Origin of the sequence: Streptomyces sp. NBC_00203 (genome assembly GCF_045206325.1) — a bacterium.
Classification (GTDB): domain Bacteria; phylum Actinomycetota; class Actinomycetes; order Streptomycetales; family Streptomycetaceae; genus Streptomyces; species Streptomyces lutosisoli.
In genome coordinates, this window is the sequence record NZ_CP108126.1 from 1,224,022 (window position 1) to 1,248,710 (window position 24,689).

Consider the following 24,689-nt stretch of genomic DNA (forward strand, 5'->3'; position numbering starts at 1 on the left):
AGCCCAAGCGTTCACACAGCTCGCGCAGCGTCTGGCCGTTGTGCTCGCCCGAGTCCATCGCTCTCGCTTCGAGGCTCACCTCTCGATTATGCAGGTAGTTACCTGCATAATGTCAACGCCACGCCGGCCGTCAGCCACCTCGCCTGATCTGCGTGAGGATGGTCTCGTCGGTGATCTTGGTGTCGGCGGCCAGCAGGAACGCCTTGCTGAGAATCAGCGAGAGCCGGTCGTCCTCGAAGGGCAGGAACACCTTGCCGTCGCTCTTGGGGCGCGACGGGACAATGCACAGGTAGGAATCGTCCGGCTCCATCAGGATGTTGGCCGAGCCCAGATGGATCCTGTACGTACGGAGCCCGCCGCGGACCACCAGGAAGCGGCCGTCGAGCGCGCACCGGTCGGCGATCTTCAAGCGCGGCAGGATCCGTTCCAGCGCCTCGCGCCGGACCTCCGCGTTCGCCGTCAGCTCACCGAACGTGGCTGTCCGCCAGTACGCGGCATAGCGGTCCTCGCCCCGGTCGGCCCACTCGGGATCTGCCGCGATCGAGGTCACGCCCACGAACAGATCGACGTCCCGCATCGCCTCGCTGAACACCAGCGGCGGAACCTCGGCCAGCGGAACCTCCCGCCGGCGTCGGCCCTCACGCCGCTCGAACCGGACCTGGTCCGTCGCGGCGTGATCGGGCGCGTAGTCCCCGTAGTCCTCCGCGGCAGGTTCGTGGAAGAAGCACGCCCGCCACTCGCCGTCGCCGAACTCGGCCCGCGCCTTCCCCTCGTAGCCGCCGTCGTACCGGCCGAGGAAGTTGGCCTGCCATCCGCGTTCCTTGAACAGCGCGTAGAGCCGCCGGTAGTGGACGATGTGGGCGGCGAACCGGTTGGAGTAGACGCCGGTCTCCTCCTCCGCCGGAGTGAGCAGATAGATCTCCCGGAACGCCTGTTTGAACGGCTGCCGCAGCCGCTGGTCGACGATCCGCTCCCGCCACGCCCTGATCTCGTCCGTCGACGCCCTGATCGGATGCCACAACCGTGCGCGCGCCGGCTCGCCGGGCGGTTCGGTCATGGGCGCCGCCGCGTGCCACACGCCGTCCGAGTGCTGGAACTCCCAGATCAGGCCGCGGACGAGGACCCCGGTGACCGGATGGTCGCGGTAGTAGCGGCACCACTCGTCGTACGGCCACTCGCGCCCGGCCGACATCAGCGCCTCGACTCGGGCCCGCTCGCCCGAGAGCGTGCCCCGTACCTCCTTGGCCAGGGCTTTCAACTGCTTGAGTTCGTCCGGGAACCCGTCCTTCACCGCGGCCGGGGCCGTACGGAACAGGCGCCCGTCGGGGCCAGCGAAGGTGAGCCGCACCGTCACCGCGTCCTCGATCGCCACCCGTACCCGGTATCCGCCCAGGTCGTGCTCCAGCGAACCGTCCGGCGCCAGGCCGTGGTCCGGCACGCTGCGTTCGACGAGTTGCCCCGCCGTGATGCCCTGCCGGTCGGCGGCCGTCAGCAGAGCGGTGTCGAGCTGCTTGCGCAGAGCCCGGTGCTTGATCCGGGACTGCAACCGCCACAGCGACTCCAGGGCGGCCGGATCGTCGATCTCGGCGAGCGCGTTGATCGCCGCGCCCGCGAGCTTGAGGTCCTCGATCACGTCGGATACGGGACCGCCGGCCCGCAGGGCGAGCGTGCAGAGGTACGGCACCGCGGCCGGGCCGCCGGTGAGCGCGGCCGCCCAGACGACGCCGCGCGCCAGGTCGCCGTCGCTCTGCTGAACGATGTAGTGGTAGTGGAAATCGCCGGTTATCCAGCCGGTGTGCGGACCTTGTCCGCTGCTGCACAGCGCATCCCCGTCGGCCAGTCGCCGCAGGATCTCGACCGCGAGGTCGCCCACCGCCGCCGCGTCCGCGAGCGCGCGGCACGTCCGCCGCCACCGCTGCGCGGGACGCGGGCCCGACAGGCTCGCCAGGTGCCGGACGAAACCGGCCAGCTCCGGCGTCGGCGAGGTGTCGGCCCGGTCTCGCAGTGGGGCGGCCCAGGGGGCGAACGAGGGGATCAGCCCCTCGGGGATGTGCGCCTCGTCCACGCTTTCGAGCAGCGTGCGGAGGCGCTGGGCGAGCGGCCCGCGCAGGCGCGCCGGGACATCGGTGTTCATGAGCTCCGCGTGGGCGTGCCGCAGCCAGGGCGCGACCGCGCGGCGGCCGTCGGCGTCGAGGCGCTCGGCCGGGTTCAGCGCCATCTCCAGCGATTCAGCGAACCAGTAGCCCCTGTCGTACTCGGTGGTGCGCAGCAGCATCACCGCGACCTCGTCCGGAGTCCAGCCGCTCCCCCGCGAGATCAGGGTCCCTATCTGGGTGTCGAACTGCGAGAAGCCGCCGCCGTCGAAGCGGCCGGCCAGCAGGAAGCACAGGACCGCGGCCCGGCACTCCTCGTCCCCGCAGGCCGCGAGCCGTGCGTCGATCTCGGCCCGGGTCGCCGCGCGCGCCGCCCGGAGCCGCTCGTACCCGCCCTCCCCAGCCCACGGGACGGCGTCCCACCGGGACTCCGCCCGCTGACGTTCCAGAAGGTCGACGAGCCAGCGGACGCGGCCGAGCGCGGCGGACCTCACGTCGTCGAGCGAGTCGTTCCTACGGGATTCGGCCACCAGGGTGTCGTAGAGCATGGGCGGGATCTTGGCAGAGGGGACTGACAACGCGATCAACCCGAAGGATCCTCAGGTCGGTTGACGTGATCCGGAGTCCAACTACCGGCGGCGCGGAGGTTCCCGAAGCCGCGGCGGACCCGGCCGGGTCGAGTCGGCCGAGTCCACCGCGGGCCGCTCCCCCGGGCGGCGGTGCACCGACTACGGGGTCCCGGCGTGCGCCGACGCCGCGCGGAGTCCGGCTCGGCCGGGTGTGGAGCAGGCGCCGGCGGCGCACGCCGTGAGCCACTGGTCGAAATCGGCGTCGTAGCGGGTGGCGATGTCGGAGCTGTAGACGGCGTATCCGCCCGCGTAGTCGCCGGCGCGGAAACGGGCGAGCATGCGGTGGATGTCCGTCGGGTGTTGCTCGAACATGTAGCGGACCGCGAGGTAGCCCCAGGGGTAGGTGCGGGTCACGTCGCTGTTGGCGTAGGTGTTCTGGAACAGCGTGCTCAGGCGGTAGGTGTGCTTGCCCGCCTCCGCGACCGCCTGCTCGTCGGTGATGCCGCGGTAGCCGTAGGAGACGTATTCCGCCAGGCCCTCGATCCACCAGACGTCCGGCACTGATGTCTGCTGGGCGAAGTCGCCCTTCATGTCGTAGCGGGCGTCGAGGAAGTGCGTGTACTCGTGGTTGAGGTTCCAGATCCGGGCCGTGAAGCCGTCATCGACGTTCTTCTGGTACATGATCGCCAGCGGTTGGTTGGCGGGGTCGGACGGGTCTCCTGTCAGGGTGATGCCGCCGTTGTCCGTACTGACGCCGAAGATCGCCCCGGCGTACGTCTGGTAGTCCGCGCGGCTGGCGAAGACCGCGAGTTGGAGGGTGGACACGTACTGGCCGGGTATGGGGCCGTCGTCCTTGACCAGGTTGTCGAAGTACGGGTCCTGGCCCAGCAGGTTGGCGCACACCGCGTCGAGTTCGGCGGAGGTGAGCGCCTGGGTCCGGACGGTGTGGGTCGCGTCGCAGGTGTGGGTGATCGGCAGGGCCGCCCTGGTCAGCCGGCCCGTCAGGTCACAGACGTCGTAGTACGAGCAGTTGAGGTGGTCGTAGTAGTCCGCCTGCGTCGCCACCGCGATCCACAGGCCGGCCGTGGGGCCGGTGAGCTCCGACGCGTTCAACAGGTCCATGGTCAGGGGCCGGACCATCGCCTGCAGCGCCGTGTGTTCGACATAGCGGGCGAGGTTCATCCCGGCGTTGGAGTCCAGGTAGGCGCGGTCGGTCCCGAGCAGGTCCAGGTGCCCCAGCGCGAACGTGTGGAGGGTCCGGACGATGCCCGGGTCGGCGGCGACCGCGTTGACGTAGTCCGTGTTCCAGTTGCCGCGCCACAGCGGGGTGTAGACGTCGTTGACGGCCGCGAGCATGCTGCCGATGGTGTCGTAGGAGCTGTCGTATCCGTTGAGCAACCGCCGGTAGACCTTCAGATAGCGGGCCTGCTGGTCGGCGCTGTCGGTGAGGATGACGACTTCACCGAGCACGTCACCGTTCGCCGCGGTGACGTCCCTGGAGTGCCGGCCCGCGAAGAAGGCGTCCAGGCCGCGGGTGGTGGCTCCGGCGAGGGTCTCGCCGTAGGGGCCGACGTCGGCCGGGTTGTTGAACTGCACGTAGTAGCCGGCGCGCAGGAACAGGACGAGCTGCCACACCTGGGACGAGTTGTCGCCTCGATAGCGTTGTGCCTCTCGCGTGAAGGCCTTCGCCAGGGTGACCATCTGGGCCTCGCGGAAGATGTCGCGGGCGTCGGTACCGGTGACGGCGAACAGGGTGTTGACGCAGCCCGTGGTCGAGGCTTTGACGAACGCGACGAGTGCGGGACCGGTCCGGCCGGCGAAGTCGGCCGGAGTGCAGGAGGCGGTCTTCGGTGTGGTCTTCGTACCGGTTCCAGCGCTCGGACGGGCCCGGGAGGGCGTCGGCGTCAGGGGAGGCAGCTGGGCCGCGGTGAGCGGTCGGCCCTGTACGGCGGGACGGTCGGCGGCACCTGCGGTCGAGCCGGTCGGCGGCGGGGGTGGCGTCTCCTTCCGGGACGCGGTCACCGCGGTGGTGCCGTCCCGAGCGGGGGGGGCCGCGAGCGCCGGCGTCGACAGCAGGCCGGCGACGGTGACGCAGACGGCGAGGGCGCCGGCCGTGCGTCTGGGCAGCGCGAAGCGGTAGCGCATCTGGATTCCTCCACGGATGGATGCGCCTCGTTACGGGTGTTGAGGCGTGTGTGGCACCTTCTCAACACCGACCCGCCCCAACAATGGCGTGTGACATAGCACATTGCATCGGTGAGCCATAACATCCGGAGTCGCCCTACGCCCCGGTCACGCTCCAGGTGCGCGCGGCCCATGTCCTCAAGTGCGGTGACTGGCCGACGAGTTCGCGATACGCGGAGGCGGCGGAGTCGAACAGCGTCTCCGCCACTTCTCCGGCAACCGCGTCGCGCCGCCAGGCCAGCACGTAACGGCACCACAGCGGCGTACCGATCAGCGGTTTGATCACCACGTCCGGGATCGGTCGCAGCGTCGCCTGTACAACGGACACACCGAGGCCGGCACCGATCATGCTCTGCAACTGCAGCTGGTCGCCGAGGAATTCGTGCACGGCGACCGGCGAGAATCCGGCCGTTTCACAGGCGGCGTAGAAGACTCGCGGCCAGCCGGCTCCGTCGTCCGGTGTCAGGAACCACGCGTCCTCGGCCAGGTCGGCGAGCGAGACCTGAGCGCGGTGTCTGAGGCGATGCCGGGACGGCAGGGCCACGAACGTGGGCTCGGTGACGATCCCGCGGTGCGTCACCGCGTCCGAATGCCTCAGCTCCATTCCGGGGTAGTCCGCGGCGACCGCCGCGTCCACCGCGCCCTCCTCAAGGAGTTCGACGATCCGCGAGGAGGCGTACACACTGCTCACCGCGAGCGGCACATCCGGCAGCCGGGCACGGACCCGGGAGACCATGCCCGACAGCACCGGGGAGTTGGTCGCCGCCACGCGCAAGGTCCGACGGGTTCTCGCGGCTTCGCCCGCCGGACGGCATCCGATCGCGGCGGCACGGGCCAGGACGTCGCGCGCCTGAGCGACGACCTCGACGCCGTACGGTGTCAGCCTCACCCCCGCCGGCCCGCGCTCGAACAGCGCCTCACCGAAGTAGCGCTCGATCCGCCGGAGTTGGGTGCTCATGGCCGGCTGCGAGTAACCCAGGTCCGACGCGGCCCGGCCCACGCTCCCCGCGTCGGCGATCGCGCACAGGACGCGCAGATGCCGAAGCTCCAGCTCCATCCGTCCACTCCCCCATCCGTCCACCCGGCCGGCCGGCCCCCACGACGTCATCGCCACCGTGGCGCCTGCCCGCCGGGCCCATGCCGGTCCGTGGTCGCGGCCGGCGGACAGGAAGCGTTCCATCGCGTCGCCGCAGGCACAAGGCACATGTCCGCCACCGTCCGGCGCGGCGCGGACACCGCGACACCAAGACCGAGAGAGCGGTGAGCCCGGGCTCAATGTCCGCGGAACGCCTCCTCCAGCCACCAGGCCCCTCGGTCCCCGACCACCTTCGCGTCGATGAGCAGAGGCGCGGAGCGTGGCCCGGCGACCCAGTCCTCGACGGCCTTCAGCTCCGCCCGCGTGCGCACGGTCACCGCTTCGAAGCCGTACCCGCGCGCCACGGCGGCGACATCCGTATGCGGGAACTCGACTGTCTCCAGCGGATGTCCGTCGGGCCCGAAGTGGTGCACCTCCGCTCCGTAGGCGTCGTCGTTGTACACGACGACCACCATCGGCAGCCCGAGCCGGCGTACCGTGTCGAGTTCGGCGGCGCCCATCATCGCGCCGCCGTCCCCGAGCGCGGCCACCGGAAGCCGGTCCGGCCGCGCCAGTGCCGCACCGATCGCGGTCGCCAGCCCCAGGCCGATCGACTGGAACGCCTGGGTGAAGCACAGGCCGTTCTCGTCCGGCACCGACAGGTACATGCTCGGGTAGCCCATGAAGTTGCCGGAGTCCACGCCGATCACCCGCTCCGCGGGGAGAATGTCGTCCAGCGCGATGCTCAGTGTGCGTGGGTCGATCCGCTCGCGGCCGCTCGTGTCTTCGTAGGGCACATCCCGCCACCGCACGCGTGCGGTGAGAGCCGCCTCGACATCGGCGGTCCGGTAGCCGTTCCGACATCCGCCGGCCCTCGCGAGCGCATGCCGCGCCGTCAACTCCACGTCGCCGGTGACCCCGAGGTCCACTTCCCGGTGCGCACCCAGCGCGGACGCGTCGTCGTCGACCTGGACCACGGAGGTGTCCGCACCGATCAGCCGGCCGTGGCGCGTGGTCCACATGTTCAGTGCGCAGCCCCAGCCCACGATCAGGTCGGCCCCCTGGATCAGCTCGGCCGCCAGGGGGGACGCGAAGCCTCCGGACACGTCGAGCGCCCACGGATTGCCGTGGAAGAGGCCGCGGGCGACGGCCGACGTCGCCAGCAGCGCGCCATGGCGTTCGGCCAGCGCCGCCAAGGCGTCCCGGGAGCCCGGTGAGCGCGCTCCCCGCCCGGCCACGAAGACCGGCCGCCGGGACTTCTCCAGCACCTGCGCAAGCGCCCCCACATCGGCCGACTCCGGTTCGGCCGCGGTCCGTTCCGGCGGCGCCTCGGCCAGGGTGGGTGCGCCTTCGGGTGCGTCGCGGGCCTGTACGTCCAGCGGGAGGTTGAGCAGCACGGTACGTCGCTCGTGCACAGCACGTCGTAACGCGTCGCGGGCCTGCGCGACGGCACCCTCCGCCGACGTCACGCGCGCCGTGACCGCGCCCACCGATCGCGCCAACGCCTCCTGGTCCACGTAGAAGTTGGATCTCGGCTCGGTCGCCTCGGCTGCCAGCACGAGCAGCGGTGTACGGCTTTTGGCCGCCTCGGCGATGCCGGTCATGGCGTTCGTCAGTCCGGGTCCCTGGTGAACGCTCAGCGCGGCCACTGTGCCGCTCATCCGGCTGTAGGCGTCGGCCATCGTCGCCGCGCCGCCTTCATGGCGTGCGGCGACGAACCGCGAGCCCTCCGCGACCATGGCATTGGTGAGATGGAAGTTGCCCGATCCGACCACACCGAAGACATGGCCGACCCCGGCCGCGGACAGCGCCCGCCCGACGGCCTCCGCGACTTTCACGAGCGCTCCACCAGCGCGAGCACCCGCGCGGGAGCCCCCGACCCCGTGACTATGGGCAATGGTCCCGCGATGACGACGCAGCCGGTCGGCGGCAGCAGTTCCAGGTTCCGCAACTGGGTCAGCCCGTACTTGTCACTGCCCATGAGAGAGGAGTGACACGGGAACGCCGGGTCGAACGCGTGCGCACGTCCCGCGTCGGTGCCCACCGTCTCGACTCCGAGGCCGATCACCGGCGACTCGTGAGCCACCCAGCGGGCGCATTCCGGCGACAGGCCGGGGGTGTGCGGGCCGTTCTCGTCGGCGTTGAGGAACGCCTCCTGGGAGTGCGCGCGGGCGTCCCAGCCGGTGCGCAGCAACAGCCATCCGCCGTCGGGCAGCGGCCCGTTCTCGGCTTCCCAGGCCCGCACGTGCTCCACCTCCACGAGGAAGTCCGGGTTCTCCCGCGCTTCGGCGGTGAAGTCCAGCACGGCGGCCGGTGCGATCAGCCGACGCGCCGGCACCGACGCCACGTCGGAGAGGTCCTTACCGGTCACCCAGTGGTTCGGGGCGTCGAAGTGGGTCCCTGTGTGCTCGCCACTGCGGAAGTTGTTCCAGTACCAGGCCGGCCCTCGTACGTCATACCTGCTGATCTCCTCCAGTTCGAACACCGCCGTCTGGCCGAACTCCGGCGGCAGTTGGATCACCGGTGTCGACGACGACAACGGCGATGTGAGGTCGACGACTTCGATCGACCCACCCCGCAACCCGGACACCAGCGAGGCGAGGACGGACGGCTCGGGCATGAGAACCCCCTGAGACAAGGCGGAACTGACAGCATGCCAGCCTGATATGACGGTCGTTCAGATGGGGCCGTTCGACCGGAATTCAGGATCAGTGCTTGGCGAACTGGACCCGGGTCGGCTGCACGACGTTCGGCCGGACAGCGATCCCGTCGACGGTGAGTCGTTCTCCGAAGATGTCGGTGATCCTGATCGCGCCGCCGCACCCGGTGCCGTCGCCGGAGATGAAGTAGTTGTAGTCGGCGCGCGACAGCTGACGCCAGCCGCTGCCGGCACGGATCTCCAAGCGGGCCACCGGATTCCGGTGACCTATGACCTGGATGCCGCACCAATAGCGGCTGGACCCGGTCTTGTACCGGATCGACATCGTGCCGGGAGTGCTGGGGCTCACCAGCTTCCACGTGATCGCGATCCGGCCGCGCGAGGGGGCCGCGAGCTTGGCGAACGCCTCCGCGCTGAGGTCGATCTGCCCGGGTGCGCACTCCCCTGGGCATTCGTTGGTGATGCGGACGGTGACGGAGGCCCCGTTGGCCGCGCGGACGGACACATACGCGCCGCAGGCCTTGGCCGACTCGTAATCGGTGGAGTTCATCGCCCCGGTCATGACATCACCACTCGGGTCGTACAGGCAGGCGCCTCCGCCGTCGGCGTCGTAGAAGGTGGCAACTCCTTTGTAGGTGACGGCGGGCCGTATGCGTCCCGCCAACGGTGCGCCGGCGGACGGCGCTTGCGGGGTGTTTGTCGCTGACGGCTTCGCCGACGTGGCGGCCGCCGTCGTCCGTGGGGTGCTCTTGGCCGACGGCTTCGCCGACGCGGTGGTCGCGCGACCGGAGGCGGTCGGAGACCCCGAAGCGGGCGGGACGTTCGCCGATGTACCGGCGATGGGGGTGGCCGCGGCGCGCCTGGCGTCGGCCTCATGGTCGGGGAGGAGCACCAGGACCAAGGAGACGACTACGAGCGCCGCGGCCGCCGATATGAACAGCCACCGCCTGTGCACCGGACCTCCTTGACGGCCATCACCCATTGTTGTGAGTGACGGGGGCAGCGATCGTTCCAGACCTGGGGTACGACGGCAAGCCCGATCTCAAGCCACATGTGCGCTGGTCACCCGGCCGCGGCGCTGAGGGCCGGCCCGGTGATGGACATGTCGCCGCTGAGCTGGGCGACCTGTGAAACGGTCACGTCCTCGAAGGTGACCGTGCGGGTGGGAACAGCGGGGTGGGAGAGCCACGGGGGCAGTTCGTCGGGCGTGACGGTGACGCTGCGGTCCGCAGGGAGCGGAGCGCCGCCCAGTCCGACGAGCGTGCCGGACAGCTTCTGGGTGTACAGAGTCACCACGTCCTTGCCCTTGACCGTAGATGTGGTCGTGGGCTTGGTCCGCAGACGCATCGCCGCGCGGCCGCGGCCCGCCGTCAGGTCGAGGTCGCCGAAGTCCAGCGACCGTGCGGTGAACTTCAACACCCGCTTGGACCCGGCCGCGGTCCGGACGGTGACCACGCCCCGAAAGGCACTGTCGTGGAGCACGAGTCTGTCGGCGCGCAGCACCCAGGGGACGTTCACCGGGCGGGCCGACGGCTGGTCGACCGGCGTGCGGGCACCTGCTGGTGTCTTGGAGGAGCGGATGCCGCCAGGGGCGAGCAACGCCTTCGAGGTCGCCGGCGTGGCGACCTGTAGGACCAACGACAGGGCGGCCACCGCCAGCGCGCAGGCGAGAGGCCGCAGCAGCCGACCGGCCGAGCGGCTCTTCACCGCACTGCTCAGATGGCAGGGCTCGGACTCCGGCCCGCCTGCCGCACAGTCGGTCAGGTCGTCACTCGCCACCGTGGTCCTCACCCGCGGGGATGGTCGTTGATGCACGGTTCGCTGCGGGCTGCGACTCGGCGCCGCCCGTCGGAGGAATCCAGGCACACGCCAGGGATCCGCCGATCAGGCCGGAAATCAACCCGATGAGGAGGCCCCCGAAATTGGCGACGGGAAACGAGATGAGGGCAAGCAGAATGACTGTGATCCCTGCGAACACGCGCGCCTGCTGGTGGAACCAGAGGGAGATGGCCAGGGCCACGAGCAGAACCCCGATGATCAGCGACCCCGCGCCGGCCGAGGTCGACAGTGCCAGTGGGATGGCGCCGAAGTTCAGGTGCGCGTACGGAAAGTAGAGGATGGGCAAGCCCGCCGCGAAGGTGAACAGTCCTGCCCAGAAGGGACGTTCGTCCCGCCAGTTCCTGAATCCTCGTCGGGCGTCGGCGGCAACGCCACGCAAGTTCCGGCGTCTGCCGAATAGTTCGATGAACACGTGGGCCTTCCATGATGTACGGCAGGCGGGAGTGTGCGGCGAGCCGGCGCGGAAGGTGCGTGCCTGTGCCGATGGGTCAGAAGCACTCGTGGCGGCCTTGCTTGAGCCGCACACCGAGGTCGGGAACGTTGAACGTGGCGGCCGAGACTGCGACCGTGGTCGCGCGCACGTCGCTCAAGGAGGCCGAATTCGCCTGCTGAGCAAAGCCGTTGGGATCGAAGAACCGGGAGTTCCGGTCCTCCCGACTGATCGGGCCCTTGCTGACCGCTCCCGCCGCAACACCGATGTCGAGGTCGTCGAAATTCGCCTGTCCGCTCGACAAGGATGTCGCGTCGAGGAACAAGTTCCTCGCCTCGACCCGGCTCCGTTCACCGCCGGTGAGCCTCAGCGTGTATGGGCCCAGGACCGGGATCGGAACCACCATGGACTGGCACAGTCCGCTGATCTCCGCACGGCTGGCCCCGGTGACCACGACCGGCACGAGGACGCCCTTCCTGGTCACGTCCACCATGCCGTAGATGCTCAGACCACGGGCGTCCATGGTGTCCAGGGCCACCTCGAACTTCTGGCCGGAGATGAAGAACGACGCGGCCAGTGCTCCTTGCGCCATGCCGATACCGAGAGCCGCGGCGGCCATGACACTCGGGACGAGAGCGGCGGAAAAACGCTTCCAGGAGGTCCTGCCGGCGCGGCGCAGCATCCCGTCTCCTCGGGTCATGACGTGGGCTCGCCGTTGCCGGACAGGGGTAGGCGACGTCCCTCTTAGTGGCGGATCCTAGGCTTCCCGGCACGGCAGACGACGGCACGTCGGGTCGGCCGGATGGGTGATGCGGTTTCCGTTGCGGCATCCGGATGACTCGCGGTGCGGTGACGTGGTCGATGTCCGCGATCTGCGGACGATCGCTCTTCCGGCGTCTTCACCCGCCATGACGGTGTCCCGAAGGTTATGGCGCCGCCCGCGACAATGGCGCTTCCCGCAGCTCGCCTAGGGGCGCTCGAAGAATTGGAGCACGCCTCCGACCGAGAAGCACAACGCCCCCGTAAGGGTGCCCCAGTTGGCGATGTCGGCATTCACAACGCTTCCGGTGGCGGGACGTGTGAAGGCAGCCAGCGCCGAAACCAGGAAGAGCACGGACCCGAACTGATTGATCGCGACGATCCACCAGCCGAGCTCACGGGCACGGACGCCTGGCCGGCCATGGCAGACCTCGACCAGCGCAAGGTGCCCCGAGATCAGAAAAAGGATGCACCCGACCATGTCGGGGGCCCAGATGAGTCTGTTCACCTGATGGAGCGAGAGCCCCTGAAGCAGGGAGTTCAGCAGATTGATGCCGAACACCAGCGTTCCCACGAACAGCAAGAAGGTACTCAGCCAGTCGATCCGGGTGGGCTCGTAGCTCCACCATCTCCAGCGCCGTGCCGCCAGCGCACCAGCTTCACTGTCCCGGCGAGGAGTATTGATCGCCTGAAGCAGCGAGGCGTAGCCACCGGTGTTGAAGAAGAGGCCGCCCGCGAAATAGATCCAGGCGCCCGTCGCGTCGCCCGAGCCGAACTGAGCGACTCCGGCCCCGAGGGCGAAGAGGGTCCCGCCAACGGTGAACGCACCCGCGGCAACGTCGTTCAGCCTGCGCAGTCGGGCAACCGACACGCTGTCTGCTCGCCGGAAGCGGAACTCCGGCTCACCCGCGGCGCGTACGGCGACCAGACCACGCTTACGTGCCAGGCGCGACTCCCAGACCGCGGTGCCCCCAGACACGAGCCGCCAGGTCAGCCGGGTTGTGAACGGCCCCGCCCCTTCGGAGTGCTCCTCGTGCTGGCTCATCTGCCGCTCCAGATCTCCCGTGCGAAAAATTCCCTTTTGTCGACTATGTCAGGGAGGATGGCAGGAAGCCCCAACGGTGCGGCCGCTCCCCGCAAGTCGGCGAAGCCATGCGCGGGCACCAGCGGCTCAATGGGCTAAGCCTGGTGCCCTTCGTCGTGCACCAGACCGGCTATGTGGGCGATGAGCGTGTCGAGGATTTCGGTCCAGGCGGACTCGTCACCGAGCACGAGGTAGTTGAGGGTCAGGCCGTCGGTCATGGCCGCCAGATAGCGGGCCAGTACCGAGACGGGCACGCGGAGTCGGAGGTTCATGCTCCGGGTCAACTGGTCGATCAGAACGGCGTACGCGTCGCTGTACAGCTCGTACTGCCGTCGGGCCAGATGCTCGAACCCCGGCTGGCGCAGGGCGTATTGCGTCAGTTCGTAGGTGAGCATGTGCTCGTCGGGGTGGGCGCGGACGTGGTCCCAGTACGCCTGGAAGCCGGCCCGGACCGTCTCCTCGAGCGTGGCCCTGGGTCGTAGCGCGTCCTTCACCACTGTCACGGAGTGGTCGGTGAGGGTCGTGATGACGGACTCGACCAGGGCCTGCTTGGAATCGAAGCAGTAGTGGAAGACGCTCAGGGACACGCTCGCCTCGGCGGCGATGGACCGGGTCGTCGTCTTGGCGACGCCGTCCCGGGCCATCGCCCTGATCGCTGCTTCCGTCAGCTGCCGGCGCCGTTCGGCCAACGGCATCCGTGCCATCCGCGTGTCCTTCGTGCTCGTGCCGCAGCTCAGCTGCTGTGAACGCCTACTTCGTAGAGCGAGTATCCCCAGCCGGTGCCGCGCTCCAGGCCGTGGACGCGGACGTAGCGGGCCGGTGTGCCGGTGAACAGGGCCGTGTCCAGGCCGCCGTCGCCTGACGTCGTGGACCAGGCGGTCTGCCAGTTCGCTCCGTCGGTGGAGAGTTCTATGCGGTACGACTTCCCGTACGCACGCTCCCAGTCGAGCGTGACGCGCCCGACCAGGTGCGTGGAGCCAAGGTCGATGCGCAGCGACTGGTCGTCGCTCCAGTCGCTGGCCCAGCGGGTGTCCCGTGTGCCGTCCACGGCCCGGCCGGGTGCGTAGCTCGTGAACGGGTTCCACTCGGCCGAACTGGCCGTGGCCGCCGCGCCCTTGGCGAGGTTGACTCCGGCTTGGTGCTTCTCGGTCGCGCCCCACGTGTCGAGGTAGGACTCGGCGCCCCGGAAGAGGTCGTTCACCACGTCCTGTCCGCCGACGAGCCGGATGTCCTCGATCCAGTCCGGCACGAGGCCGTAGTGCGCGGCTCCGTCGGTGTTCAGGTCCCAGGTGCGCTCACCGGTGGTCTGCCGGTCGATGACGGAGCCGCCGTCGACGCTGCGGAAGGGGTACGTGACCTTGTTCGGAGCGTCCGCACCCCGGGGCCCCGGCCAGCCGCCGACACCGTTCATGTCCGTGCCGTAGCCGTAACCGACGTCGTACTTGTCCCGCAGCGCCTTCGTGCGGTTCGCCTCGGCCACGAATCCCTCCGAGCCGTGCATGTACTGGGCGACGAAGCCACCGAGGCCGTAGACCCGCTCGGTCCAGTTCAGATCCATCCAGCTGTGCGAGGAAATCACGCCGGGATACGACTCGGCCTCGAAGATGTCGAGCGCGCGGCCGACGGCCTTGACGCTCATATGGTCGATCTCCAGCATCATCTTGCGTTTCATCATGCCGCGCACGGCGTACTCACCGAGGTCGGTGAGACCGCGGGTGTTGCACTGGGCGTCGCCGGCGTACGAGGGGACCGCCACGCCCGCCGGGAGTTCCGCCTCGGCCTCGGACGCGGAGGCTCCGTTGATGGGGTTGTCGTGCTGCGGGCCCGTGCACTTCTCCGTCTTCCAGAACGTGCCGGTCGACAGGAACTGCCCGACGTTGATGGCCGTTCCGAGCGCACCCTCGTCGAAGCGGACCCCGCACAGGGCGTTGTCGAACTTGTGGCACAGGAACATGCTGCGCACGCCCAGCGCGTACAGCTCGTCCAGCCCCGCGTCGATGTCGGCCTTGCTGCACTGCGCGATGTCCAGGACCTGCTTGCAGCCGAACGGCTCGGAGGTCTCCACGCCCAGGATGACCGCCAGTTTGCCCTGCTTGATGACCTCGCGGGCCTGCGCGCTGTCAGTGACGATCCGGAACCAGCCCTTGCCCGTACCGCCGTACATCTTGTCGACGTACGCCTGAAGGTCGTACGTCAGCTTCGCCTGCAGTCGGATCGACGTCATCTCGTCGCAGCTGCGGTCCTTGAAGAAGTACACCGAGCAGATCACACCGTTGGTGACGAGGTCGTTGACGAGCACCCGCTGGCCGCCGCGCCAGGCCCGTTCCACCCAGGCGTAGTAGTTCTGCTGGTGGGTCAGCGAGTCGTGCGCGGGCCAGTCCTTGAACGTGGGCCAGCCGACCGGGTCGTGCCGGCCGTCACCGCCCTTGGTGATGAAGTCGAAGACCGCGAGCGAACCATCGGGGTAGTGCTCGGGACAGTCCTTGAGCGCGTCGGCGATCCCGGCCTCGGAAAACGTCTTGCCGCAGATGAGTCGCCCGCCGAAGGCCTCGTTGGCAAAAAGGTGGTCGTGGGCGTCGACGAAGCCGCGCACCTCTCCTTCGGCGTTGGTGCCCGTGAACGGCTCGCCGGTGACGTTGATCTGGGAGTCCGGGGTGGGGCGTGCGGTCGGAGTCCACCAGTCGCCGGCGGCGGCCGAACTCGGCGTGGGGCCGAGGGCCATGGCCAGCACGAGGAGGAGCAGCGACACAAGAGTGACGCCTTTGCGCCTGCGGTACGAGCATCGATCCACGGTCACTACCCACATCCCTCGGTCGGCGGGATGACGCGGTCAACGTGCAGGCCGGCGGGGGTCCTAGGACAACCCCTCCCAACTTGTCATGACCGGTGCAAGTTATGCGACGAGGATCACGGCTGACACCTTGCGAGTCAAGAGTCCGGGACGATTGACCTGATGACCCCGTGCCGCCCGCCCGTTGGGCCGGAGCAATTGGCCCAGGCCGGGAAAACCTGGACTCCCTGGCTGCCACAGCAGTCGTCCCTTCACATCAGCGGATCGCCGTCGACGACGGTCGGATCGGCGAGCCGCCCTCCTCGACGACGCCGCCCATCCCGCCCCGAAGTGCCGCCAGCCCCCCGGGCATTGCCGGTACAGGACGCGGCCTCATGGTCGCCGAACTCGCTCGAGAACACAGCGGTATCGCCCGCAGCCGGCAGCGCGCCGTCACCGACGCACGAGCGCGACACGAGGCCGAGCAAGGGCGCGGACCGGTCGGCCGACACCACAACCGGCACGAGAGTGGGCGAGTACACGCGGAAGAGCCGGGTTGACTTGAACAGGGGCACACAGCTCTTCTGCAGCTGCTTGAGTCCGATGCGCAGCCTACGGCGCCACTCCACGTACACGGTGCACGCCGTCGACGTACGCATCCAGAACCAGCTCATCACCAAGAACCGAACGACACGCGCGGAACAGCGCCGCTGGAACCGCGACGCAGCCCGCAAAGCCCACGACATCCTCGAGGACCGGTCATGAGGACCGGCCTGCGTCACCCGCGCTCGGACGGCGTCCCGGGCCGACCACGTGCGGAGCGGAGCGCGGCGGCTCGTCGGGCGGTGCGGCGGTGTCGACCCGCACGCCCCCCACTGACGTTGCGAGGGCGTGCCGCTCCTGATCCGCCCTTCAGCCGTCGGTCTTCTCTCTTGCCCTGACCTCCGTCACCGACCTAGCCTTGTTTTGTGCCGCAAATAAACAAAACCCGATCGCACAACGTCGTGCCGGGCAACGACCTCACCCGCCTCCGCATCGCCCTCACCATCTTCTTCGCCCTCGACGGCTTCATCTTCGCCGGCTGGGTCGTCCGGATCCCGGCCATCAAGGAACAGACCGGCGCCTCCGCCAGCACGCTGGGGCTCGCCCTCCTAGGCGTCTCCGCGGGTGCGGTGATCACGATGACGGTCACCGGACGCCTGTGCCGCCGCTACGGCAGCCACCCGGTGACCGTGGTCTGCGGCGTGCTGCTGTCACTGAGCGTCGCCCTGCCCCCGCTGACCCACTCGGCACTCGCTCTGGGACTCGTCCTACTCCTCTTCGGAGCCGCATACGGCGGGATAAACGTCGCCTTCAACAGCGCCGCCGTCGATCTGGTGGCCGCACTGCGGCGGCCGATCATGCCCAGTTTCCATGGCGCCTTCAGCCTGGGCGGCATGATCGGCGCGGGGCTCGGCGGGCTGGTCGCGGGGTCCCTGTCCCCGACCCGCCATCTGTTCGGCCTCAGCCTGATCGGCCTGCTGGTGACCGCCGTCGCGGGACGCTCCCTGCTGCGGCTCGAGCCCCCGGCCCCGACGGATCGCATGCCACCGGAGAAGCGTGTCCCGCATCGCCTGGACGCCCGCACCCGCGGACTGGTCGCCGTCTTCGGCCTGATCGCCCTCTGCACGGCATACGGCGAAGGAGCCCTGGCCGACTGGGGCGCGCTGCACTTGGAGCAGGATCTGAAGGCCCACCCGGAGGTCGCGGCCGTCGGCTACTCGTGCTTCGCCCTCGCCATGACCATCGGCCGGCTCAGCGGAACGACTCTCCTGGAACGCCTCGGACGGACCCGGACCGTGGTGGCGGGCGGCACCACGGCCGGGGTCGGCATGCTGCTCGGCGCTCTCGCCCCCTCGGTGTGGGCGGCCCTGCTCGGCTTCGCGATCACGGGCCTCGGGCTCGCCAACATCTTCCCGGTCGCCATCGAACGCGCGGGCGCCCTGGCGGGCCCGAGTGGTGTCGCGACCGCGTCCACCCTCGGCTACGGCGGCATGCTCCTCGGACCGCCCGCCATCGGGTTCATGGCGGACTGGTTCTCCCTGCCCGCCGCCCTCACCAGCGTGGCTGCGCTGGCCGCGGTGGCCGCGCTCATCGGGTTCGGCACCCGACACGCGGCATCGAACTGACGACGCGCGCCCCTTTGGCGGGCCCTCCTGCACATGAGGCCGCTGTCACTTTGCCTCTCGGAGGACGTTCACGTCCCGCGGGCCCAGGGGCACCGAGTCCCCATTGGTGTCCCCCGGCAGCACATCCGGTGCGCGCCGGGGAATCGGGGCGGACTCCGGTTCCGCGCCGGCGTGCACGGCAACGGCGCGTCGAGATTGCCGAGTTCGCCGTACGTCACATCGGCAGCCTGCGCCAGCCGCGCGCCATACGTCGGTGCGGGACGTGGCCTTGGGATCGCCACATGAGGTACGCGGTGCGCAAACCGATTATCAGGTGGCCACCCTCCTCCGCATGCACCCGCTCGGCCCACGGGTCACCCTTGGTCGCGTTTCGGCCATGGGCACGCCGGGCTCTGGACACGCGGCGAGCGACGCGGACGAACAGTGGTTCATGCGCCGAGCGCCCGCGTCCTCGACGTCACCGCGAAGGGCGCTTGACGCGGGCATGACATCGCTGCACACTCACCCACCGGGTCTCGAACGCACTCGCGACGCCCGACACAACCGCACCTTCCTCGCAATCGGCGACGACCTGCGAAGGCCCGGAGACAACGTTGTCACCCATTCCTCCCCGTGGAGGCCCCACATGGCGACACCTTCCATCCCGCGGTTCACGGCAAGACAGTCGGCGGCACCACCGTCCACGGCCGCACCCCTGCCCACCCGGCTCTCACGCCGTGCCCTACTGCGCACCGCGGTAGGCGCCACAGCTGCCTTCGCCGCACTCGGCGGACCGGGTACGGTGCCCGCGTTCGCCTCGGCCGGTCCGCCCGACCCCGCGCTCGCCGACGACGTACGGCAGGAGTTTCTCACAGCCTGGACGGCCTACCGCCGCCTGTCCTGGGGGCGCGACGAGTTGCGGCCGGTCAGCGGCAACGGTTCGGACTTCTTCATCAGCGGGGTGTCGCTGGGTCTGACCCTCGTCGAGTCGCTCGACACGCTCTACCTGATGGAGTTCGACGGCGAGTTGGACGCGGCGATCGCCTGGATCGACGGCAACCTCGACTTCGACCGCAACGCGAGCATCCACGTCTTCGAGACGATCATCCGGCTGGTCGGCGGACTGCTCTCCGGCTACCAGGCCACCGGCAGCGCCGTCCTGCTGGCCAGGGCCCGCGACCTCGCCGACCGGCTGCTCCCCGCGTTCACGTCGTCGCCGACGGGCGCCCCGTACCGGTACGTCAATCTGCGCACCGGCGCGGTCAGCGGCAACGCGGTGCCGCTCGCCGAGATCGGCAGCAACATCACCGAGCTCGGTCTGCTCTCCCAACTCACCGGTGACCAGAAGTACGTCAACGCGGCGAAGAAGGCGCTGAAGGCCGTGTACGACCGGCGGTCCTCGATCGACCTCGTCGGCTCGACACTCAACGTGGACTCCGGCGCCTGGACCGACACCACCGCCCGCGTCGACCCGCCCGTCGACTCATACTTCGAATACCTCTGGGACGCCTACCAGTTCCTCGGCGACACCGAGATCCGCGGTTGGTACCGGACACTGACCGCGGCGATCCTGCAACGCCTCGGGGAGACGTACAACGGTCGGCTCTGGTTCAAGTCCGTCAACATGAACACCGGCGCGCTGGTCGGCCGCGGGCAGTCGGAACTCACCGCGTTCTACGCCGGGTTGCTCGCCCAGGGCGGCAACCTGAGCGAGGGCGAGTCCTACCACTCCTCCTGGGCGGACGCCCTGGCGCCGCACAGGCTGCCGCCCGAAGGCATCGACTACACGACGCTCGCGGCGACGAGCAACGAGTATCAACTGCGCCCCGAGTACGCGGATTCCGCGCTGTTCCTGTGGCTGCTGACCGGCAAGGAGGTCTACCGGGACCGCGCCAAGTGGCTGTGGAACGCGCAGAAGGCGCACTGCAAGGTCGCGAACGGCTACACGGTCGTGTCGGACATGACGACCACGCCCACCACCAAGGGCGATCTCGCTCCGGGCTACTGGTACTCGGAGAACATGAAGTACTTCTACCTGCTGTGGGCGGGTGCGCCGCGCTTCGACTACACCACCAACTACCTCACCACAGAGGGAAATGTGCTGCGCGGCATCAACCGGGTGACGGCTCCCGCCGTGAGCGGCACCTACCGGCTGCTCAACCGGGCGACCGGCCGGGCGATGGACGTGAGCGGCGCATCGACGACGGACGGCGGCGCGGTGATCGCGTGGACGCCGCACACCGGGGCCAACCAGCGCTGGGTCGCCACCACCACCGGCGGCTACACGAAACTGACCAGCCTGGGCAGTGGCAAGGTGCTCGAAGTCCCACGCTCCTCCACGGCGGACGGCACCGCCCTGAACCAGTGGGCGCACAACGGCACCAACACCCAGCAGTGGACGCTCCAGGCCACGGGCGACGGCTACTACCGGCTCGTCAACCGCAACAGCGGCAAGGCGGCCGATCTCGACGGCACCGGCAACGGCGCGCCGGTGGTACAGCAGCCCGTCGGCGGCGCCAGCACCCAGCAGTGGCAGCTGGAGAAGGTGTGACGGCGATGCGATCTCCGGCCGGTCCCCTGCCCATACGCGCCCTGCTCATACGCGCCCTTCTCGTCCTCGCCTTCCTCGCCTCCGTCCTTGGTCTGCCGGCCGGGCAGGCGCAGGCCGCGACCTCCGTCACCATCAGCGGCACCGCGGCCGGTCGCGTCTTCGACGGGGTCGGCGCGGTCAGCGGCGGCGGAGGCAACGCCAAGCTGCTGTACGACTATCCGGAGCCGCAGCGCGGCCAGATCCTCGATTATCTGTTCAAGCCGGGCTACGGGGCGAACATCTCGCTGCTGAAGGTGGAGATCGGCGGCGACGCCAACTCCACGGACGGCGCCGAGCCCAGCCATATGCACTCCGCCGACGATCAGAACTACCAGCGCGGGTACGAGTGGTGGCTGATGGAGCAGGCCAAGGCCCGCAACCCGGGCATCAGGCTGGCCGCGCTCGCCTGGGCCGCGCCGGGCTGGATCGGCACGTCCGACGTGTGGACGAAGAACATGATCACGTATCTGGTCAACTACCTGCGCGGTGCGCGGGACGTGCACGGTCTGACCATCGACTATCTGGGTGGCTGGAACGAGAACGGATGGAACTCCGGCTGGTTCGTCGACCTGCGCAAGGCCCTCGACGCGGGCGGCTTCGGGCATGTCCGGCTGGTCGGCGCGGACGGCGGCTGGGACGTCGTCACCGACATGGAGAACAACCAGGCCTTCAACGACGCGATCGCCGTCGTCGGTGCCCACTACCCGTGCCAGGGCGTCTCGGAGTCGACCGGCGACCGCTGCGAGTCACCGGCCGCGGCGCAGAACCTCGGCAAGCCGCTGTGGGCGAGCGAGAACGGCTCGCAGGACTACAACGCCAACGGCCCGGTGATGGCCCGCCAGCTCAGCCGCGGCTACATCGACGCCAGGATGACGGCGTACATCAACTGGCCGCTGATCGCCGCCGTTCCGCCCGGACTGCCCTTCCAGACGACCGGCCTGCTGGTGGCCCCGCAGCCCTGGTCGGGCCAGTACGGCGTCGGCAAGGGCCTGTGGGTGCAGGCGCACTGGAACCAATTCGCCCAGCCGGGCTGGCAGTTCGCCGACGCCGCGAGCGGCTATCTGTCCGGCGACCGGAACATCGGCAGTTACGTCACCCTCAAGGCGCCCGGCAACACCGACTACACCACGATCATCGAGACCACCCGCGCCACCACCACCGAGCAGTTCACCGCCCGTGTCACCGACGGACTGCCCACGGGAACGCTGCACGTGTGGGCCACGAACCTCAACTCCGGCAACCCTGCGGACTGGTTCGTACGCCAGTCGGACATCACCCCGTCCGGCGGCGCCTGGTCGCTCACGCTGCAACCCGGCCGCATCTACTCGATCAGCACAGCCGGCGGACAGGGCAAGGGCTCGGCGTCCGGTCCGGCGTCCGCCTCCTTCCCACTGCCGCACACCGACGGCTTCGACTCGTACGCCACCGGGCGCGAGGCCCGCTATCTCGCCGACCAGCACGGCTCCTTCGAGACCGTCCCCTGCGGCGGCGGCCGCGGCGGGCAGTGTCTGCGCCAGATGGCGCCCGTCGCGCCCATCCCCTGGCACCCGCACGAGAGCCCGGCGTACGCGCTGATCGGCGACAACTCGCTGACCGACTACACCGTGCAGTCGGACGTCCTGTTCGAGCGGACGGGCGGCTCGGTGGCGCTGCTCGGCCGGTTCGGTGCCCGGGACTACTGGCAGGTGGGCCAGATCAACGCCTACTACCTGAAGGTCGGGCAGGCGGGCACCTGGCAGATCCTGCGGGGCGACACGGCCGGCGCACTGACCGTCCTCGCCTCCGGCACACGGGCGGCGCTGAACGCGAACACCTGGCACAGAGTCGCCTTCCGGCTGCAGGGTTCCACCCTTACCGCGATCGTGGACGGGGTGACGCTCGGCAGCGCCGAGGACACCGCGTACGGGCTCGGCCCGGCGGGACTCGCGGTGGGGGTCGGCGAGAACAGCATCACCTCCCGCTGGCGGAACGTGCAGTTCGACAACTTCTCCATCACTCCTGGCACGACCACCACGTACAAGATCGTCAATCGCAGCAGTGGCAAGGTGTTGGCGGTCGCGGGCAACTCCTCCGACGACGGGGCGGCGATCGTGCAGCAGGCCGATACCGGCGTGGCGAGCCAGCGCTGGCGTGTGGTGCAGGACGGCGACTACGTGCAGCTCGTCAACACGGGCAGCAACAGGGCCCTGGACGTGCCGGGCTTCTCCACGACGCAGGGGACACAGCTGGTCCAGTGGACCGTCAACGGCGGCGAGAACCAGCAATGGACCCTCGGCACGGCGAACGACGGTTACAAGACCCTGGTCAACCGGCACAGCGGCTACCTCGCGGACGTGAGCGGCGCCTCCGGCGCACAGGACGCGCCGGTGGTCCAGTGGCCGTCGAACGGCGGGGCCAACCAGCAGTGGCACCTGGAGGCGTCATGAGGACCACCGCGAGGAAAAGGGCACTGATCGGCGGCATGGTGCTGGTGCTCGCGGCGTGGCTGGGTGCGACCCGGACCGCGACAGCGGACGCCACCACGACCGCGCGCCCAGGCATCGCCGCGGCGGCCAACCCGGTCGTGGCCGTCTCCCCCACCGACACTCCCGCCCAGATTCGCGCCAAGGCGGCCACCGTCACCCCATCGGCCCGTCAACTGAACTGGCAGCGGCGCGAGTTGACCGCATTCGTGCACTTCGGCGTCAACACCTACACCAGCCGCGAGCACGGTACGGGCACCGAGGATCCGAGCATCTTCCAGCCCACGGAGCTGGACACCGACCAGTGGGCGAGAGCGTTGAAGGACGCGGGCTTCAAGCAGGTGATCCTCACGGTCAAACACCACGACGGATTCCTGCTGTTCCCGTCCAGGTACTCCGGCTTCGGCGTGACAGCGACCTCGTGGCGCGGCGGCAACGGCGACGTCGTGCGGGACCTCGCCAACTCGGCTCGCGCGCAAGGGCTGGCCTTCGGGATCTACACCTCGCCGGCCGACCTGCACGAGGCCCGGCCCGGCGGCCGTTACGCCAACGGCAGCGTGGCCACGGACCGGACGATCCCCTCCGACCCCGCGGACGTGGTCGACGGGCAGACGTTCTCCGTCAGGGCCGACGACTACAACACGTACTTCATGAACACCCTGTACGAGCTGCTGACCCGTTACGGGGACATCGCCGAGGTGTGGTGGGACGGGGCGAACCCGACCGGCACGTCCAATCCGTACAACTACACCGACTGGATCCACCTCGTACGCGCATTGCAGCCGAGCGCCGTGATCTTCCAGGACGTCGACAACCGCTGGGTCGGCAACGAGGACGGGGTCGGCCGCCCCTCCGAGTGGTCGCCGACCCCGCTCACGGGCGACGCCGCGACCGCAGCGGACCGGTTCCTTGAGCCCGAGGACGAGCGGGCCGGGGACCTGGCGGGCGATACGGTGCTCGGACAGCGCAAGGCCGACGGCACCAGCAGGTGGAGCGCACTGCGCTGGACGCCGGCCGAGTGCGACGCGTCGATCATGGTGGACGGCTGGTTCTGGCCGGCCAACGCCATGAAGACGCCCGCCCAGTTGGAGAACGAGTACTACACCTCGGTCGGCCGCAACTGCCAGCTCCTGCTCGACGTGGGCCCGGACCGGCGCGGCCTTCTCGACCAGGCGACCCTCGACGCGCTCTCCGCCTTCCACTCGACGATCGCGGGCACGTTCGCGACAGACCTGACGGCCGGGGCGAGCGCCGCCGACGACTCAGGGACCGGCCACAGCGGCGGACACGCGCCTGCCGCCGCGCTCGACGGAAGCCTCGACACCTCCTGGCAACCGACCGCGGACACCGGCGCGCTGGTGCTGGACCTGGCCGGGCCGAAGACGTTCGACGTGATCTCCGTCCAGGAGGACCTGAATATCGGGATGCGCACCCAGTCGTTCGCCGTGGACCGCTGGACGGGCAGCGGCTGGAGCGAGATCGCGACCGATACGACGATCGGGCACAAGAAGCTGGTGCGGCTGGCCGCGCCGGTGACCACCGACCGGCTCCGCCTGCGGATCACCGGCTCCCGGTCAGCCCCGGCGATCGCCTCGCTGAGCCTGTTCGAGCGGGCGGCCGGGAGCGCTCAGCCGGGCATCACCGCCCCGCTGCGCTCCGGCCTGGACAGCAAGTGCCTCGACGACGACAGCGCCGGCAGCGCCGACGGCACTCGCGTACAGATCTACGACTGCAACGGCAGCCTCGCCCAGCTGTGGACCGTGAACTCCGGCGGAACCGTACAGATTCTCGGCAAGTGCCTGGACGCGTACGGCGGTGGTACGGCCAACGGGACGCGGGTGCAGCTCTACACATGTCACGGCGGGGCCAACCAGCAGTGGCGCGCATCCGGCGGCGCACTCGTGAATCCGGCCTCGGGCCGCTGCCTGGATGTGCCCGGCTTCAACTCGGCCAACGGCACGCAGGTGGTGCTGTGGGACTGCAACGCGGGTGCCAACCAGCGCTGGACTTCGTTCTGAGCCGGTGACA

18 protein-coding genes are annotated in these 24,689 nt (G+C 69.5%); 5 read left to right on the plus strand and 13 right to left on the minus strand.

The window, feature by feature from the left end; all coding sequences use genetic code 11:
- Positions 1-130 precede the first annotated feature (130 nt).
- The 13 genes from OG975_RS05780 to OG975_RS05840 all read right to left on the minus strand — a co-directional run bounded on the left by OG975_RS05780 (position 131) and on the right by OG975_RS05840 (position 16,037).
- Positions 131-2,641, minus strand: a complete 2,511-nt coding sequence (locus tag OG975_RS05780; RefSeq protein ID WP_406327906.1) for a DUF4132 domain-containing protein — start codon at positions 2,639-2,641, stop codon at positions 131-133.
- Positions 2,642-2,821: 180 nt separating this feature from the next.
- Positions 2,822-4,807 (minus strand): collagenase, encoded by a 1,986-nt coding sequence (locus OG975_RS05785; protein ID WP_406327907.1) that lies wholly within the window; start codon positions 4,805-4,807, stop codon positions 2,822-2,824.
- Between the two features lie 136 nt (positions 4,808-4,943).
- Entirely contained in the window at positions 4,944-5,903 is a 960-nt protein-coding gene (locus OG975_RS05790; protein WP_406327909.1) for a LysR family transcriptional regulator, read from the minus strand.
- 215 nt (positions 5,904-6,118) lie between these two features.
- Positions 6,119-7,759, minus strand: coding sequence for a thiamine pyrophosphate-binding protein (locus OG975_RS05795; RefSeq protein ID WP_406327911.1), 1,641 nt, complete (start codon positions 7,757-7,759; stop codon positions 6,119-6,121).
- Entirely contained in the window at positions 7,756-8,541 is a 786-nt protein-coding gene (locus tag OG975_RS05800; protein WP_406327912.1) for a cyclase family protein, read from the minus strand. The genes OG975_RS05795 and OG975_RS05800 overlap by 4 nt, the downstream gene beginning before the upstream one ends.
- An 88-nt stretch (positions 8,542-8,629) precedes the next feature.
- Positions 8,630-9,535 (minus strand): expansin EXLX1 family cellulose-binding protein, encoded by a 906-nt coding sequence (locus OG975_RS05805; protein WP_406327914.1) that lies wholly within the window; start codon positions 9,533-9,535, stop codon positions 8,630-8,632.
- 107 nt (positions 9,536-9,642) lie between these two features.
- Complete coding sequence (locus OG975_RS05810; RefSeq protein WP_406327915.1) at positions 9,643-10,371, minus strand: hypothetical protein; 729 nt, start codon at positions 10,369-10,371, stop codon at positions 9,643-9,645.
- Positions 10,349-10,831 (minus strand): DUF6114 domain-containing protein, encoded by a 483-nt coding sequence (locus OG975_RS05815; RefSeq protein ID WP_406327917.1) that lies wholly within the window; start codon positions 10,829-10,831, stop codon positions 10,349-10,351. The genes OG975_RS05810 and OG975_RS05815 overlap by 23 nt, the downstream gene beginning before the upstream one ends.
- Positions 10,832-10,907: 76 nt before the next feature.
- Complete coding sequence (locus tag OG975_RS05820) at positions 10,908-11,531, minus strand: DUF6230 family protein (RefSeq protein WP_406327919.1); 624 nt, start codon at positions 11,529-11,531, stop codon at positions 10,908-10,910.
- A gap of 285 nt (positions 11,532-11,816) precedes the next feature.
- A complete protein-coding gene (locus tag OG975_RS05825) occupies positions 11,817-12,653 on the minus strand; it encodes a hypothetical protein (protein WP_406327920.1) in 837 nt (278 codons plus the stop codon).
- Positions 12,654-12,787: 134 nt separating this feature from the next.
- Positions 12,788-13,396, minus strand: a complete 609-nt coding sequence (locus OG975_RS05830; protein WP_406327922.1) for a TetR/AcrR family transcriptional regulator — start codon at positions 13,394-13,396, stop codon at positions 12,788-12,790.
- A gap of 29 nt (positions 13,397-13,425) precedes the next feature.
- The gene (locus OG975_RS05835) at positions 13,426-15,414 is read right to left on the minus strand and encodes a discoidin domain-containing protein (protein WP_406336165.1); all 1,989 of its coding nucleotides are present in this window, start codon (positions 15,412-15,414) and stop codon (positions 13,426-13,428) included.
- Between the two features lie 320 nt (positions 15,415-15,734).
- On the minus strand, positions 15,735-16,037 hold the full coding sequence (locus tag OG975_RS05840) for a hypothetical protein (protein ID WP_406327923.1): 303 nt from the start codon (positions 16,035-16,037) through the stop codon (positions 15,735-15,737).
- 28 nt (positions 16,038-16,065) lie between these two features.
- On the opposite strand from OG975_RS05840, the gene OG975_RS05845 reads away from it, so the two are divergent.
- From OG975_RS05845 to OG975_RS05865, 5 genes are all read left to right on the plus strand, one after another.
- Positions 16,066-16,227 carry a hypothetical protein gene (locus OG975_RS05845; protein ID WP_406327924.1) on the plus strand — a complete coding sequence of 54 codons (162 nt, stop codon included), beginning with the start codon at positions 16,066-16,068 and terminating at the stop codon, positions 16,225-16,227.
- Positions 16,228-16,466: 239 nt separating this feature from the next.
- Positions 16,467-17,630 carry an MFS transporter gene (locus tag OG975_RS05850; RefSeq protein ID WP_406327925.1) on the plus strand — a complete coding sequence of 388 codons (1,164 nt, stop codon included), beginning with the start codon at positions 16,467-16,469 and terminating at the stop codon, positions 17,628-17,630.
- A 625-nt stretch (positions 17,631-18,255) separates the two neighbouring features.
- Positions 18,256-20,160: a glycoside hydrolase family 47 protein gene (locus tag OG975_RS05855; RefSeq protein WP_406327926.1), complete on the plus strand. Its 1,905-nt coding sequence runs from the start codon at positions 18,256-18,258 to the stop codon at positions 20,158-20,160.
- A 5-nt stretch (positions 20,161-20,165) separates the two neighbouring features.
- The gene (locus OG975_RS05860) at positions 20,166-22,625 is read left to right on the plus strand and encodes an RICIN domain-containing protein (RefSeq protein WP_406327927.1); all 2,460 of its coding nucleotides are present in this window, start codon (positions 20,166-20,168) and stop codon (positions 22,623-22,625) included.
- A complete protein-coding gene (locus OG975_RS05865) occupies positions 22,622-24,679 on the plus strand; it encodes an alpha-L-fucosidase (protein WP_406327928.1) in 2,058 nt (685 codons plus the stop codon). The genes OG975_RS05860 and OG975_RS05865 overlap by 4 nt, the downstream gene beginning before the upstream one ends.
- The last annotated feature ends 10 nt before the right edge of the window (positions 24,680-24,689 follow it).

Excerpts from the sequence above, each read along its gene's own strand:
- OG975_RS05790 (WP_406327909.1), bottom strand. The coding sequence starts at position 5,903 with ATGGAGCTGGAGCTTCGGCATCTGCGCGTCCTGTGCGCGATCGCCGAC.
- OG975_RS05780 (WP_406327906.1), bottom strand. The coding sequence starts at position 2,641 with ATGCTCTACGACACCCTGGTGGCCGAATCCCGTAGGAACGACTCGCTC.
- OG975_RS05860 (WP_406327927.1), top strand. The coding sequence starts at position 20,166 with ATGCGATCTCCGGCCGGTCCCCTGCCCATACGCGCCCTGCTCATACGC.
- OG975_RS05855 (WP_406327926.1), top strand. The coding sequence starts at position 18,256 with ATGGCGACACCTTCCATCCCGCGGTTCACGGCAAGACAGTCGGCGGCA.
- OG975_RS05830 (WP_406327922.1), bottom strand. The coding sequence starts at position 13,396 with ATGGCACGGATGCCGTTGGCCGAACGGCGCCGGCAGCTGACGGAAGCA.
- OG975_RS05825 (WP_406327920.1), bottom strand. The coding sequence starts at position 12,653 with ATGAGCCAGCACGAGGAGCACTCCGAAGGGGCGGGGCCGTTCACAACC.
- OG975_RS05785 (WP_406327907.1), bottom strand. The coding sequence starts at position 4,807 with ATGCGCTACCGCTTCGCGCTGCCCAGACGCACGGCCGGCGCCCTCGCC.
- OG975_RS05835 (WP_406336165.1), bottom strand. The coding sequence starts at position 15,414 with ATGGCCCTCGGCCCCACGCCGAGTTCGGCCGCCGCCGGCGACTGGTGG.
- OG975_RS05845 (WP_406327924.1), top strand. The coding sequence starts at position 16,066 with ATGCGCAGCCTACGGCGCCACTCCACGTACACGGTGCACGCCGTCGAC.
- OG975_RS05865 (WP_406327928.1), top strand. The coding sequence starts at position 22,622 with ATGAGGACCACCGCGAGGAAAAGGGCACTGATCGGCGGCATGGTGCTG.
- OG975_RS05800 (WP_406327912.1), bottom strand. The coding sequence starts at position 8,541 with ATGCCCGAGCCGTCCGTCCTCGCCTCGCTGGTGTCCGGGTTGCGGGGT.
- OG975_RS05820 (WP_406327919.1), bottom strand. The coding sequence starts at position 11,531 with ATGCTGCGCCGCGCCGGCAGGACCTCCTGGAAGCGTTTTTCCGCCGCT.